At 60.0% G+C, this 14,245-nt stretch carries 16 protein-coding genes; 8 read left to right on the top strand and 8 right to left on the bottom strand.

Annotated elements, in window-relative coordinates:
• Window positions 1–95 precede the first annotated feature (95 nt).
• The 4 genes from ACZ5C7_RS01490 to ACZ5C7_RS01475 form a co-directional block, all read right to left on the bottom strand.
• Complete coding sequence (locus ACZ5C7_RS01490) at window positions 96–965, bottom strand: magnetosome magnetite crystal formation protein family (protein WP_464374623.1); 870 nt, start codon at window positions 963–965, stop codon at window positions 96–98.
• A gap of 28 nt (window positions 966–993) precedes the next feature.
• Window positions 994–1,596, bottom strand: coding sequence for a hypothetical protein (locus ACZ5C7_RS01485; RefSeq protein ID WP_464374622.1), 603 nt, complete (start codon window positions 1,594–1,596; stop codon window positions 994–996).
• A gap of 165 nt (window positions 1,597–1,761) precedes the next feature.
• On the bottom strand, window positions 1,762–2,373 hold the full coding sequence (locus ACZ5C7_RS01480; RefSeq protein WP_464374621.1) for a hypothetical protein: 612 nt from the start codon (window positions 2,371–2,373) through the stop codon (window positions 1,762–1,764).
• Between the two features lie 182 nt (window positions 2,374–2,555).
• Window positions 2,556–4,679 (bottom strand): beta-glucosidase, encoded by a 2,124-nt coding sequence (locus tag ACZ5C7_RS01475; RefSeq protein ID WP_464374620.1) that lies wholly within the window; start codon window positions 4,677–4,679, stop codon window positions 2,556–2,558.
• 132 nt (window positions 4,680–4,811) lie between these two features.
• Between ACZ5C7_RS01475 and proC the strand changes: the two genes are divergently transcribed.
• The 5 genes from proC to ACZ5C7_RS01450 all read left to right on the top strand — a co-directional run bounded on the left by proC (window position 4,812) and on the right by ACZ5C7_RS01450 (window position 9,006).
• A complete protein-coding gene (gene proC, locus ACZ5C7_RS01470; RefSeq protein WP_464374619.1) occupies window positions 4,812–5,588 on the top strand; it encodes a pyrroline-5-carboxylate reductase in 777 nt (258 codons plus the stop codon).
• Entirely contained in the window at window positions 5,581–6,414 is an 834-nt protein-coding gene (gene proB, locus ACZ5C7_RS01465; RefSeq protein WP_464374618.1) for a glutamate 5-kinase, read from the top strand. The genes proC and proB overlap by 8 nt, the downstream gene beginning before the upstream one ends.
• The gene (locus ACZ5C7_RS01460; protein WP_464374617.1) at window positions 6,407–7,714 is read left to right on the top strand and encodes a glutamate-5-semialdehyde dehydrogenase; all 1,308 of its coding nucleotides are present in this window, start codon (window positions 6,407–6,409) and stop codon (window positions 7,712–7,714) included. The genes proB and ACZ5C7_RS01460 overlap by 8 nt, the downstream gene beginning before the upstream one ends.
• A gap of 103 nt (window positions 7,715–7,817) precedes the next feature.
• Window positions 7,818–8,483, top strand: coding sequence for a helix-turn-helix domain-containing protein (locus ACZ5C7_RS01455; RefSeq protein ID WP_464374616.1), 666 nt, complete (start codon window positions 7,818–7,820; stop codon window positions 8,481–8,483).
• A gap of 262 nt (window positions 8,484–8,745) precedes the next feature.
• Window positions 8,746–9,006, top strand: a complete 261-nt coding sequence (locus ACZ5C7_RS01450; protein WP_464374615.1) for a DUF2061 domain-containing protein — start codon at window positions 8,746–8,748, stop codon at window positions 9,004–9,006.
• 67 nt (window positions 9,007–9,073) lie between these two features.
• Here the strand turns inward: ACZ5C7_RS01450 and ACZ5C7_RS01445 are convergent, their stop codons facing one another.
• Entirely contained in the window at window positions 9,074–9,511 is a 438-nt protein-coding gene (locus ACZ5C7_RS01445; RefSeq protein WP_464374614.1) for a helix-turn-helix domain-containing protein, read from the bottom strand.
• Between the two features lie 268 nt (window positions 9,512–9,779).
• Here ACZ5C7_RS01445 and ACZ5C7_RS01440 point away from each other — a divergent pair, with 268 nt between their 5' ends.
• Both ACZ5C7_RS01440 and ACZ5C7_RS01435 read left to right on the top strand, forming a co-directional pair.
• The gene (locus ACZ5C7_RS01440) at window positions 9,780–10,445 is read left to right on the top strand and encodes a helix-turn-helix domain-containing protein (protein WP_464374613.1); all 666 of its coding nucleotides are present in this window, start codon (window positions 9,780–9,782) and stop codon (window positions 10,443–10,445) included.
• 139 nt (window positions 10,446–10,584) lie between these two features.
• Entirely contained in the window at window positions 10,585–10,734 is a 150-nt protein-coding gene (locus tag ACZ5C7_RS01435) for a DUF7560 family zinc ribbon protein (protein ID WP_464374612.1), read from the top strand.
• A 28-nt stretch (window positions 10,735–10,762) separates the two neighbouring features.
• On the opposite strand, the gene ACZ5C7_RS01430 is transcribed toward ACZ5C7_RS01435, so the two are convergent.
• A complete protein-coding gene (locus ACZ5C7_RS01430) occupies window positions 10,763–11,215 on the bottom strand; it encodes a pyridoxamine 5'-phosphate oxidase family protein (protein ID WP_464374611.1) in 453 nt (150 codons plus the stop codon).
• A gap of 169 nt (window positions 11,216–11,384) precedes the next feature.
• Between ACZ5C7_RS01430 and ACZ5C7_RS01425 the strand changes: the two genes are divergently transcribed.
• Window positions 11,385–11,714 (top strand): cupin domain-containing protein, encoded by a 330-nt coding sequence (locus ACZ5C7_RS01425; RefSeq protein WP_464374781.1) that lies wholly within the window; start codon window positions 11,385–11,387, stop codon window positions 11,712–11,714.
• A gap of 415 nt (window positions 11,715–12,129) precedes the next feature.
• Here ACZ5C7_RS01425 and ACZ5C7_RS01420 read toward each other — a convergent pair whose 3' ends face one another.
• Window positions 12,130–13,014: a TorD/DmsD family molecular chaperone gene (locus ACZ5C7_RS01420; RefSeq protein ID WP_464374610.1), complete on the bottom strand. Its 885-nt coding sequence runs from the start codon at window positions 13,012–13,014 to the stop codon at window positions 12,130–12,132.
• A 22-nt stretch (window positions 13,015–13,036) separates the two neighbouring features.
• A complete protein-coding gene (locus tag ACZ5C7_RS01415) occupies window positions 13,037–14,236 on the bottom strand; it encodes a 4Fe-4S dicluster domain-containing protein (protein ID WP_464374609.1) in 1,200 nt (399 codons plus the stop codon).
• Between the last annotated feature and the right edge of the window lie 9 nt (window positions 14,237–14,245).

Below are 14,245 nucleotides of genomic sequence, written 5' to 3'. Positions count from 1 at the left end.
GTCCGAAAAGCGGAACATTACAAGCCAAGACGACCAGACCAAGTAGCCCGGGATCGATCCGCTTCCGACGTTCAGCCGTACGAAGCCGAAAAGCGTTACGCCGATCGAACGTATTTATACCGCTTAAAGAGATAGATGATGGTCGCGATCCAAAGTGCAAACATGAACACGTAGACGGCAACGCCAGACGGGATTTCCGACCCAAAGTTAACCGAGACGGCGATGTACGCCAACATGCCTGCGATGATCGGTGTTCCGATGTACGCGATCCAGTTCGGCTGCCAGCCGACGTCTGCCGCATTTAGATGGCAAGCATCACGATAGAGTGCTGCTACCGCGAAGACGGATACGAACATCGACCCTAGCAAGAGAACGAAGGAGGCGAAGAACAACACGTCAGAATCAGGGCCGCCGTTCGCAAGCCAGGCGAGGTTTCCGAACAACAGCGGGACGACTAATGCGTACGCCGCGACCGGAAGCCACCAACTGGGGCTATCCGACGTTCTGGACTGTATCCACCCCACGATGTCCGGAGCTATCGGATATTCCCACGCTGTGCCGAATATCGCCTTGGCGAACGCGACGAATACGAAGGCGATCTGTAATAGGAACAAAATTCCTATCACGAAGAACGAACCCGCGAGTCCCAAAAACAACCCCGCGAAGAGAAGATTGAACGGAGTCGAATCAGGGAAAACGGCGTCGAAAAGGAACAATAGGCCGAACGCACAGAACCAGAGTAAATGCGTGCCCCAGTACAGGAGCTGCCAATTGGTCGCATTCCGGGCGTTCTTCCGACTGAAATCAGAATCTGAGATCAGGTAAATGAAACTCGTACCGATGAATCCAGTACCAAGACCGATGAGATGAACGAAGATTCCTGCGAGCGTTCGTTCTGTGAGTAAATCCGGACCAGGTTGTGTTGGCTGTGCGGTCGTCGTGGGAGTATCGGTTTCGTTTGACATTAGTTGCTGGTGTGAGATGGTAAGCTGATTACTTCGAGACGAACTCTTCGACTGTCGGAACGAAATCCGCCGAACCACTCTCGCGGAACGTTCGGACGATACGCTCGGCAACGAGCAGAACGACACAGACGGTAAAGAGGTTCAGTGCTGCCGCCATGAAGGCGCTATCTGACTGCACCGCAAGGTCGATCGGCGCGGGTGCAACGAGAAAACTCAACGCAAACAACACTAGACTCAACTGAAACCCCGCGAGGACTAACGTTCTGATTCCGGCGGGATTTCGAAGGCGAATAAAGTCGCCGAACGACAGCGTCTCGAGCGGGGTTTCGCGTGAAAGTGCCTCCTTTCCTTCAGGGGAAAGCGGCCAGGATGATTCTGGATAGTTGATGTAGTAAAGCGTGATCGACTCCGGATACGTCTCCGCAGTGATGACGTCGATTTCGCGGAGTTCGTTCAGCCGGTTCCGGACCGTCTCCTTACTCACGTCGGGGCTTACGCGAGCGCGGATCTGTTGCGCTGAAAAGAACGGTCGCTCCGCATCGATCATCGTCTCGACGACGTGGCGCTGCGTGAGCTTCATGTTGAGGTTGGAGTCGATCCGGTCCTCGATCCACGGCGGAAGATGTTTCATCGTATCAGTGACAGGTGGTATGAACAGGATGGGTTTAAACCCCCGTGCCGATTTTGCGGTCGCCAAACGCCGTTAGGCGGCCGAAAAACCGTCTGTGAACGGTTTTCACTCGAGCAATCCAATCGATCGGGAAACGAGCGACATCCAGTAAATCGGGGACAAGGGCTAGGACCTGCTCCGACGGACGACCCATTCAGCCCCGTGGACCAGCAGGCACAGCGCGAACAGATACATCGCCGCAGTCCCGAGGTCGTTCCCAGTTTCGATGACGCCGTCGATTCCGAACGCGGAGAGGACGATCCCTGCTGTTAAGAGCACGAGACTGAGCTGATACCCGGCGAGAACGAGCGTCCGGATCGCGTCCGATTCTCGAAGCGTGAGGAAACCTTTTGCGGACAACTCGTCGAGAGGATTGGTCCTTGCCGATCGGGAGCTCGAGCTCGACGGACCGACTGAATTCGATTCCGGTTCGTTCAGATAATACAGCGTGACCGAATCTGGATACGACGCGGCACCGAGGATGCCGAGTTCCTCAAGCATCTCGAGGCGATCTCGAACGGTCAACTCGTCGGCATCTGGATCCGCTCGGCGTCGGAGCTGTCCGACGGAGAGAACGGGTCGATCGCTTTCGACGAGCGCTTCGACCAGGCGACGCTGGGCAGGGTGGATCGACGGCTCTTTGGTCAATCGATTCTCCACCCACGGTGGAAGGGGTGACACGGTAAGCGGTGGCTCGTACGGTGTCGCGATAAAGCCCCGAGGGATTTTGGCGGACACGAACCCATTCTCGGCGTACCAACGCGATTCGTGTACGTGGAGCCGCTTCGAAAGCACTCGTTTCGCGGTCGGTGGCAACCAGTTCGACGGCAGTGGAACGTCCGACCGGCGACCTCGACGCACCGGATGCGGTCGGGTCCACAGTATTGGCTCGATAGAAACGAGGACGACACGAACTGATGTTATCGTTCGATCGTCACCGATCCGCGCAGATCCCGCGAGGATCGGCCCACGTCGACGGTGTACTCCCCGGCGTCTATCGTCCAGCCCTGGGATTCGTCGTACCGACCGAACGCGCGGGAGTCGAGGTCGAGAGCGACCGTCACGGACTCGCCAACCTCGAGTTCGACGGCCTCGAACCCGCCGAGTTCCCGGGGCGGTCGCTCGAGATCGTCGGCCGCATCCGGCGATGCGACGTACGCCTGAACGACCTCGCGCCCGGCGCGGTCGGCGACGTTTTCGACGGTCACCTCGACGGTCGAGTCGTCAATCGACTCGAGGGTGCGATACTTGAAGTCGGCGTAGGAGTGTCCGTGGCCGAACGGATACGTCGGATCGACGCCTGCCGCGTCGAAGTAGCGGTAGCCGACGAGCAGCCCTTCCTCGTAGTGGCTCTCGTCGGCGACACCGGGGAAGCGCCGCTCGTCCGCCGTCGGATACTCGCCCTCGGGAGCGAACGTAACCGGGAGGCGTCCGCCGGGATCAACGTCGCCGTAAAGAATCGACGCGACCGCCTCGCCGTGGGATTGACCGGGATACCAGTTCGCGATAACTGCGCCAACGTCGTCGCGCCACGGTACCTCAACGGGACCGCTCGTGTTCGAAACGACGACCGTCCGATCGTTCGCGTCGGCCACGGCGGAGACCAGTTCGTCCTGTCGACCGGGCAGATCGAGCGAATCGCGGTCGACGGCTTCGGTTGCCTGATCCCGGACGAACACGACGGCGACATCGGCCTCGGCGGCCGCGTCAGCGGCGGCGTCGATATCGGGTTCTCGCTGCTTTCCGGCTGCGGACTCGTCGAACATCGAGATGTCCTCGATTCGAGGCAGTCCGTGGGCGACGGTGACCGTCCCGTCGGCGCGAGCCTCCAATCCCTCTCGAGGGCTCGTTTCGGTGAACGGCGTCACCTCGGAGGAGCCGCCGCCACCGAGAATGGCTTCGTCGACGTTCGGCCCCACGATCGCGACATCGGCGTCGTCGGAAAGCGGAAGCAGACCGTCGTTATCGAGCAGGACCGTCCCGCACGCGGCGATATCGACGGCGAGCTGGCGGTGTTCCGGCGTGTCGATCGCCCCCTCGTCTTCTCGACCGTCGAAATGACCGACCGCCTCGAGCGACCGGAGGATCCGAGCCACCATGTCGTCGAGACGGGACTCGGATACTTCGCCGCGCTCGACGGCGTCGGCGAGTTCCTCGGCGTAGAGCCCTCCGGACATCGGGTCTGGCATTCCCTCGGCGAACTCGAATCCTCCCTCGATGTCGAACCCGTCTCCCTGGGGGTCGTCTTCGTCGACGAGGTCGTCTGCTGTCATTCCCATCGAGGCGAGTAGCTCCTCGGCGGAGATGCCGGGCATCTGGAGGTCCAAGCCGCCGTTTGCGGTGCCGACGACGCTTTCGGTGCCGAACCAATCCGAGACGACGTACCCGTCGAACCCCCACTCCTCCTTGAGCACCGCCGTGAGGAGGCGTTCGTGTTCGCTTACGTACGTACCGTTAACGCGGTTATACGAGGACATGACCGAACCGGCACCGGCCTCGACGGCGTCCCGGAACGCCGGCAGGTACAGTTCCCGAAGGACGCGTTCTTCGACCTCGGCACTGACGTCGGCCCGGCGCGTTTCCTGGTTGTTCGCGACGTAGTGTTTGGGCGTCGCGACGACGTTCTCGGCCTGGATACCCTCCACGACGTTCGCGGCGAACGCGCCCGAAAGGACCGGATCCTCGGCAAAGTACTCGAAGTTACGCCCGCAGTGGGGGACCCGGATCAGGTTGAGGCCGGGTCCGAGGAGGACGTCCTGGTCTCGCGCAGTCGCCTCGCGGCCGAGCGCCCGACCGAATCGCTCCGCGAGCTCGGGGTCGAACGTCGAGGCGAGCGCCAGCGACGCCGGGAACGCCGTCGCGGGTTCGTCCGTCCTGACTCCCAGCGGCCCGTCAGTCAGTCTTACCGGCGCCAGACCAACGCGCTCGAGGCCCGGAATGAATCCGGTCGCCGTCCCCACTGTGTCCATCGACCCGTGTACGAGATCGACTTTTTCCGACAGGGTGAGGTTGTTCACGATGGTCGTGACGGTATCCTGACTCATGTTTACTGCATATTTACTAAATAGTCATTTAGTCGTTCGTGATTCGACCCCGAAGCGGAACGGGGCGGCGGCGGATCGACTGAGTTCAAATCAAAGTTGCTATGGTCCCCACACCACGAAGATGGAGGTAGAATGGTACATGCCAGCGTCATCGGGTGCGGGAACATGGGATCCGCCCTGATACAGGGGCTCGCGAGAACTGGAACCCACACCGTGACAGCGTGCGACGTCGATCCGAAGGTGCTCGAGCAGGTCGAACGCTACTGTGCGAACACCACGACCGACCTCGAGACGGCGACCGAATCCGATCTCGTCTTCGTCGTCGTCAAACCGGACATCGTCGGAGCGGTCCTCGAGGATCTCGATCTGTCTCCCGATCAAACGCTCGTCTCTATCGCAGCGGGCGTCTCGACCGACTTTCTCGAGCAACGAACCGATGCAACCGTCGTTCGATTGATGCCGAACCTCGCCGCCGAATCGGGCAACATGGCGGCTGCTGTCGCCGGTTCGGAGATCAGCGACGACGTCAAATCGGTACTCGACGACGTCGGCACGTTCGTCGAAGTCGAGGAAGCGCAGATGGATATCGCGACCGCGGTCAACGGCAGCGGACCCGCGTTCGTGTTTTACTTGCTCAACGCGATGAAACAGGCCGGCGTCTCGAGCGGACTCGATCCCGACGACGCGGAAGCACTGGCCGCACAAACGTTCAAAGGTGCCGCAGAGACCGTCCTTCGATCCGAACGGAGCACCGACGAACTCATCGACGCCGTCTGCTCTCCACAGGGAACGACGATCGAAGGCATGAAAGTGCTCAGGGACAGTACTGTCGAAGAAACGGTCGAAGACGCGGTAACCGCCGCCGAAGACCGATCCGCGGAGTTAGCTCAGGAATTTGCAAATGAATAATACAGTCGAACTGAACGAAGTCGAAACCGCACGCCAGCTCGCCGCCGACGCTGACCGGGTTGTGGTCAAAGCTGGAACGAACTCGTTGACGGACGACCAGTCCAAACTCGACGACGAGAAATTGGACAAACTCGTCGACGACATCCACGACCTCCACGAGAGCGACACGGACGTTTTGCTGGTTTCTTCAGGTGCGATCGGGGCCGGAAAGGGGCGCATCGATTACTCGAGCGAGACGGTCGAGGAATCCCAGGCACTCTCGACGGTCGGCCAGTCACACCTCATGCGTCGGTACACCGAAAGCTTCGAACGGTACGACCGGAAGATCGCTCAGATTCTGATCACGCAAAGCGACCTCGAGAATCCGGACCGGTTCACGAACTTTACGAACACGATCGAAGCGTTGCTAAAGTGGGGAATCGTCCCGATAATCAACGAGAACGACGCCGTCACGACGGAAGAAATTCGGATCGGCGACAACGATATGCTCTCCTCGTCGGTCGCCCTCGGAACCAATGTCGACCTCTTGGTCACGCTGACCGATGTCGGCGGCGTCTACGCCGAGAATCCGAAGCGAAACCCGGACGCGGAACGGATCGAAGCGGTCGGAGAAAACTACGACGAAGTGGAGCAACTCATCGACGAAAGCGCGTCGTCGACCTTCGGCGGCATCCAGACGAAGGTGTCCGGTGCCCGGTCGGTGAGCGAACACGGGATCCCCGCCATCATCGCCGAATCGACGGAGGAAAACATCCTCGAGAAAATCGATGCCGGCAAGCCCGTGGGGACCATATTCGTCCCAACGAACGGTGTGAACGATGACTGAGAAAACTGCCGAAGTCAAGGTCGACGAAGCACAGACCGCGGCCCTCGAGCTCGCGAAACGCTCGGACGAGAAGCGATCAGCGGCGCTTCGTTCGATCGCCGACGCGATCGACGAGCGACACGACGAAATCCTCGAGGCCAACGAAGTGGACGTCCGCGAGGGCGAAAAACTCCTCGAGGAGGGAGAGTACAGCCAGGCGCTCGTCGACCGACTGAAACTCTCGCCGTCGAAACTCGAGAGCATCACCGAGATGGTCCGAAGCGTCGCCGAACAAGATGATCCACTCGGCAGGACCCAGACGGCAAGAAAGCTCGATGAGGACCTCGAATTGTACAAACGGACGGTTCCGATCGGCGTCATCAGTACGATTTTCGAGTCCCGTCCCGACGCGCTCGTCCAGATCGCCGCGCTCAGTCTCAAATCCGGAAACGCCGTGATCCTGAAAGGCGGGAGCGAAGCGAGCGAATCGAACCGCGTCCTGTTCGACATCATCCGGGAGGCGACGACCGAGATGCCAACGGGGTGGGCCCAACTGATCGAGGCTCGAGCGGACGTCGACGCGATCCTCGAGATGGACGAGTCGATCGATCTCATCATGCCACGGGGCAGTTCGGAGTTCGTGAGCTACATTCAGGACAACACGAGCATTCCGGTGCTTGGGCACACGGAAGGGATCTGTCACGTCTACGTCGACAGCGAGGCCGATCAGTCGATGGCGGTCGATGTCGCCTACGACGCCAAAGTTCAGTATCCTGCGGTCTGTAACGCGGTCGAAACCCTGCTGGTCCACGAGGGTGTCGCCGAGGAGTTCCTTCCAGAGATTGCCGACGAATACGCCGATGCGGGCGTCGAGCTACGAGGTGACGAGCGAACGCAGGAAATCATCGACGCGGAACCGGCGACGGCCGAAGATTGGGCGACCGAATACGGCGACCTGATCCTCTCGATCACGGTCGTCGACTCGCTCGAGGACGCCATCGACCACATCACGACCTACGGCTCGAAGCACACCGAATCGATCGTCACCGAGGACTCGGAGCGGGCGAGCGATTTCATGCGGAGCCTCGATTCGGCGAGCGTCTTCCACAACGCCTCGACGCGGTTCGCCGACGGCTACCGGTTCGGACTCGGCGCCGAAGTCGGGATCAGCACCGGAAAAATCCACGCGAGAGGGCCGGTCGGTCTCGAGGGAATCACCACCTATCAGTACTATCTCGAGGGCGACGGACAGGTCGTCGGGACCTACGCCGGGGAGGATGCCGAGGAGTTCCTCCACGAAGAGATAGACGAAAAGCGGTGAGCTGAACTGACGACGGCGAACGTGACGACCGACCGAAAATCATCTTTTCATCGGGCGGGAATTCTGGACGGAGGTTATCCTGTTAGCGGGGCGAGTGTCAACTATGACTGGTCTCAGTGCAACCGTCGTGCTCTCCGGAGCGACTGGATGCCCGATCGCTCGAGTTTCCGACGAAGCTGAAACGACCGTCGACTCCGTCGCCCGCTCGTCGAACCCAACTCCCGACACGCCCGCGGTCGAGGAGTTTACGATCGACGCCGAGAAGTCGATGGGGTTCGACGTCGAGGACAGTAGCCTCGAGACAACGACGGTTTCGACGACCGAACGGACGGAAACGTATCGATTTACTCGGGAATTCGACGATCTGTGTCCCTGCGAAGTGATCGAAGAACAAGGAGCGCCCGTCGCTTCGATCCGGGCGGTGGACGGAGCGTTGTTTCTCACCGTCCGAGCAACTGATGTCGATTCGATGTCGACGATTATTCGACGGCTCCGGGAACACTTCGACGATGTTCGCCTCCACAAACTCGCCCAGATCGGAGACGAATCGGCGGGAGATTCCGTCCTCGTCGATCGAGCGCGGCTAACCGGCCGACAACGGACCGTCCTCGAGACCGCGTTCGATCTGGGGTACTTCGAGTACCCGAAAGGGGCCAACGCGAGCGAAGTCGCGTCCGCGCTCGACATTTCGCGATCCACGTTCACCGAACACCTCGTTACGGCTCAGACGAAGGTGCTCGAGGATCTTCTCGAGTCGCCGAGCGAATAAGTACGAATCGTGCTCCCGTCGATCGATTCGAAAGAATTCCAGAACCGTGGGAAGTGACGGTATTTGCAATGCATTCCCCGCCATACCATCGCGTACTGGTGACGACAAAATGACGAGCGCCGCTCGCAGACGTCGATGTTCGAGCACTGGTCGCAATCGATTCCGAAGGCGGTACGGCGGATTTTGGGCAGGTAGCGAACGGTTCTGTACGAGTCGATCACGGACGGGCCTCGATCGAGCGGCGGACTCGGGGTGATCGTCGATGCAATCGAGACTATACACGACGCTCGTGTCCCGTTCCCCGTTTCAGGCCCATTCGCGGACGCTCGTCAAGACGCTCTCCTACCGCGTTCTGATGATCGTCGTTACGATTTCAGTGGCGTTCGTCGTCACGGGGAGCACGTCGGATTCGATCAACATCGGAATCGCCGCAAACCTGCTGAAAACCGGGACGTACTACGGCTACGAACGCCTCTGGGCGCACATCTCCTGGGGACTCGAAGAAGAGAGCCCGTCGCACTAATCCGCTAACCTGAACACAAACCGCCTCGCTCGGGTAAACTGTCTTCGAGATGAGTCGTCACTCGAGATCAGTCGTCAGCAACGGCATACGGAACGCCCGAGTCAGTCTCGTTCGTCGCTTCGCCGTTCGCAGAATCCGAAGCACGTCTCGTCCTGTTTTCTCCGGCGGGGTTCGTCAGTTGAAGCTCGAGTTCGCCCGCATCAACCGAGACGAGCACGTCGCCGAAGCATCTGCGGTACTCGGTCGCGTGTTTCCCGGAGGTGTTGATTCGAACACGTTCCTCGAGGAGATCCGCTGCGGCCAGTTTTTCGACTTTCCGATAGGCCGTCGACATCGGAATCGCACACCGCTCGGAAAGCTCCGTCGCGGTCAGCGTTTCGTCGCTGGTCGCCTCGAGAATCGCTCGACAGCCCGTATCGTTCAGGGCATCGAGTACCGTCTGGGGATCCTCGGGTTCGTCAGTTTTCGGTCGTCTCCCGTTCGTCGTAGAGTTTGTCGCGGCCATTGTCTTGGTTTCTAGTAGCGACTGGGGCGCCACCAATTGAGACCCCCTAAATACAGGGTCCTTTATATGGAGCCCGAGCCTCGGGGAGGTCCTTCGCTCATTGGTGAAGATAGAGGTCGTCTCCGGCCTTGGGTCCAGGAGGACACACCCCGACACCTGGTTCAGCAAGACAACCTCAAATCGCTGAATTCGTCAGAACGGCCTCACGACGCGGATTCGAGACTCGAAATAACAGGGTTTAGGGGGACAGCGCCCCCACTATCGGCTAATGGCTTCGGGGATCCGCGCGGAGGTGAAACTCGACGACCCGGTCGACTGCATCGTCACCCAGGCGTCGAAGGCGGCGGCCGGGAACGTCCAATCGGTCTCGAAGAGCACGAACCCGAATGCGCCCGAGCGCGTTGCCGAGGAGTTCATGCTCGAGGCCGAGGCGTATCCCGACGAGTTCGATACCGACATCGAACTATCGCCGATCTTTTCGTACGGCTCGAGCGAGGTCTACCGGTTCGAGCGGGATCTCGGACGCGGGTGTCCGTGCGAGTGTATCGAAGCGCACGATTCACCCGTTATCGACGTTCGAACGCAGGAGTCGTCGCTGTTTCTGACCTTCCACGCGCCAGATATGGAGGGGTTGCAGGCGATTATCGGCGATCTACAGCGTCAGTACTCGAATCTCGATGTCCAGCGGCTGCTGCAGTCACAACAGGACCACGCCGAGCAGAACCTCGTCTTCGTCGACCGGAGCAACCTAACCACCCGCCAATTGGAGGTCCTCGAGACGGCCCACCGAATGGGCTATTTCGAATACCCGAAACGAGCGAACGCCGGCGAGGTGGCCGACGAACTCGAGATCACCGGAACGACCTTCACCGAACATCTCGCCGCAGCACAGACGAAATTACTCGATGCAATTCTCGAGTACGGGGATGCATGATTTCGAACGGCGGCTACCTCACGAGTGAAGAACGCTTCGGAAACTACGACCGATTGGCACCAAACCGGAACCCTATATGTGATGGTCGCGCAGCTATGAACGTAGCCAACGCACGTTTCACACGAGTACACCCCCGCCCATGAGCAGATACGAATTTACCTGTCCGGAGTGCGAACAAGAAATCGAGGTCAACGAATCGATGCGAGAGGCCACAGTGGCACACGGGTGTCCGGTCTGCAGCGCTGACGTGACGGCTGAAGATTTTGCCGTAAAACAGCAAACAAACTGAGTCCTTGGTGCGACGAGAACCGTTCGACTTACTCCGACCGATCGATTTCCGTCTGTCTCCCGCTCAGCGACTCCGGATCGAGACGATAGAGGTCGATATCGAGATCCTGTTTTCCCTGCGCCCAGATTTCGAACAATGGTCGTTTCGCATCGCCGTACTGTGCGATCTGTTCGGGCGACAGCTCCGCCGGAGGAATGTTCTCGAGCGAACCTGTCGCGATGACGCTTCGGTACGTCGAGCCCCGCTCGTCGTAGACCACGACCCGGGCGGACGGCGCGGACTCGAGGAAGGCCCGCTTTTCGCTTTCCGGCGTCGATACAAGCCGCATGTAGAATACCCGCTCTTCGCCGTCGTACCCGTACGAAATCGGGATCGCGTAGGGATCATCGGTTCGAGCGAGCGATAACACCCCCGTCTCGTGCTGACCGAGAAAGTCGTCGATTTCCGCCGCGGTCATTTCGGTCTCCTGGTCGATTGCCATCGTTTCAGTGGATTGAGAAAGGGCGAACACACTCTTTATAGTTGCCATCGCGCGCTCAAATCGCACCCGTGGACTCGATCGTTCTCGCGGTATCGGCGTTTCCGACGTCGGGACGGTGACCAATACTATCATGGTGGGCGGGACCGTTCCCCTGAACGTCACGAACACCATGTCACTCGACAGCTACGCGGACGCGACGGCAGAGCTCGAACCGGAGGAGGAAGCGATCGAAACCGCCGAACTCGTCGTCACCGACGACGTGCTCGTAAAAGCGTTCGCGCTCGGTCCCGGCGCGACACTCGAGCCGCACGAACACCCCGACAGCACGAACGTCTTTCACGTGCTCGAGGGTGCCGTGACCGTCATTCGGGACGGAGAGAGCGAGGAAATTTCGGCACCGGGCGTCGTCAAGCACGCACGCGGCGCGGAACACGGCGCAAGAAACGAAACCGACGAGACGGTGATCTTCACCGCGAGCCTGTGTCCGTTACCGTCCTGAGTATTGGGCCGTTCGCCGGACTCGAACTGAGACGCAATCGGCACGCAAGTCGGTCTCCGAAGTGGTTCTCGTACTCAGCGTAATCCGACGTCCGGTGGATTCTCGAGGAGGAGGTTCGAGTCGGGTTCTCGTTGCACTTCGTCCGCTTTCGTCGCCACCGGTGTTACTTCTCGAGCAAATCGTCTCCCGAAGCGTTCAGACGACTACTCGTACGACAGAATAGAGATTGACGTTCCGTCGTAGACGGTCATACGTTGGGTAATGATTACTGCGATAATGACTGGTGCATCTTCACTGAGAGAGGGGATAACCGAGAAAACGTATTGAACGGGTACGACAACCAGATCTCTCCGAACGGCGCTCATTGACGACTGTGAGTTGCCCCGACAACCTGTAAAACCAGTTCACCGACGCATCAATACGGGCCTGACCGGTCGCCTCGTGGCGGCTGTGGCTCCGCGTGCTGTTGGTCGGGTTCCGCGTGCTGTTGGCCGCTATCCGCGCGTTGCTGCCCGGTCTCCGCCTGTTGTTGTCCGTCCTGCGCGTCGGTCGTCGGCGACGGCGTCGAGCCACAGGTTCCACAGCGGAAATCGCTCCCGTCGTCGCCGGTAAAATCCTCGAGCGGCGACGGCGGGGTTTCGGCGAAGACGTCCGGCTCGACGTCGAACCGCTCGGCGTCGAGTTCCCCGAGCCGTTCGATCAGTTCGGCGAGGGCTCGATAGAACTCCACCCCGCTGTCTTCTCGCACCGTTTCGCTAAACCGCGGGATCCAGCGACCGAGGTGATCCTCGAGAAACGAACCCTGGGCGTCTCTAACGATTTCGAGACCGGTTTCATCCCTATCGAGTTCGAGAGCGGCCGTCTGCAGAGACAGGTGCGAGAGAAACTCGAGCTGAAGACAGAGGTGGTCGGATCGCTCGCGGTTGTCCGGCTCGAGCGAAAGTCCGAACGCTTTGTAGAACCCCGAAATATCCGCCAGCGTGTCGGTGCTGGTCACGAGGGTTCCGGGGGCGTACTCGATCTGGTACTGCTGGATTTCGCCCCCTTTCTCGAAGCCGAATAGCGTCGCCCAATCGGAGTAACGCTCGGCGACGCGATCCGGGTCGGTCGGTGCGGACTCGGCGACTGCCTCGGCGCGCTCCCGGAGTTGGTCCTCTTCGATCGCCGAGGCCGATTCGAGGAGGTGTTCGGTAAACTCGCCGGAAACGAGCGCTTCCTCGAGGTCGTCGTCCGGCCTGTCGAACGCCAACGAGGCGAGCTTGTACAATCGTGCGCGGTGGACGTGTGTATCTGGAGTCATCGTGATCACTATTACGAGACGGTTACGTGACGTCGAGGCGGTAGACGTCGTTATCTTCGTCGTACCGTTCGCGTTCGTAGGTCGGTTCCTCCATCGGGACGCGAGCGACGGTCGAGCCGCTCTCGTCGTAGCCGATCGCCTCGTCGTCGGTGACCTCGAACTGCTCGATGCGCCACTCGGTCGAGCCCATCAGGTGGAGGAGCCCGCGAAGCTTGCGGTGTTCCTCGTCTCCGCGACGGGCGGCTCTGTAGGTCTCTTTGGCATCCTCGACGCCGGGACCGAACATCTGGAAGAGATAGTCGGTAGGAACGTTCGTCGGCGGGACGTAGTAGACGTTCGGCTCGAGTCCGAGCTGGGGATACAACGGCAGTGCGACCTCGGCCTCGTGGACCATGAAGTCGATCGGGTTGTCGGGATCGGCTTCTTCGGGCGGGTTGACCCAGCCGTGCTGTCGGATCTTGCCGAGACAGTTTTCGAAGCACTGCGGGACCATCCCCTGCTCGATTTTCGGGTAGCAACCGACGCACTTCTGTGAGACGTGTTCGCTCGGGTTGTAGACCGATTTTCCGTAAGGACACGCGCGGACGCACTCCTGAGCGGCCTGACAGCTGTCCTCGTCGATAAGGACGATGCCGTCTTCGTCCCGCTTGTAGACCGCCTGGACCGGACAGCCACCGGCACACGCCGCGAACGAACAGTGATTGCACACTCGAGGGAGGTAGAAGAACCACATCGGATGGGTCTGCTCGTCTTCGGGGATGTGCGTGTCCGATTCGAACGATTCGCCCGCCGGTTCATCCTCGCCGAGGTTCGGGTGGGCCCAGTCCTCGTCGTCGGGCCGATAGCCCACGATGTCCTCGCCGTGCTGGTTGCCGATGTCGTCGTCGATCAGCATGTCGTCCCAGTCGACGTCGTTGGCCTCGAAGATCGTGTCGCCCTCGTAGACGCCGTCGGAGCCCCAGTTCTGGGTTCCGAGCTGGTCTAGAATTTCTTTATCCCAACCGATCGGATGACCGCCGTAGGGTTTCGTTTCGACGTTGTTCCAGAACATGTGCTCTTGACCCTCGCCGTGGGTCCACGTCGTCTTACACGACATCGTACACGTCTGGCAAGCGATGCACTTGTTGATATCGAACACCGCGCCCCACTGTCGATCCGGTCGGGACTCGGCGTACGGGAATTCCATCTCGCGTCCGATCTGCCAATTGTAGACTTGCGCCATTTGTGTTCA

The sequence above is a fragment of the Halostagnicola alkaliphila genome (assembly GCF_055379965.1).
The sequence above is the reverse complement of the archived record's forward strand: the minus strand, read 5'-3'. Positions and strand labels throughout refer to the sequence as shown.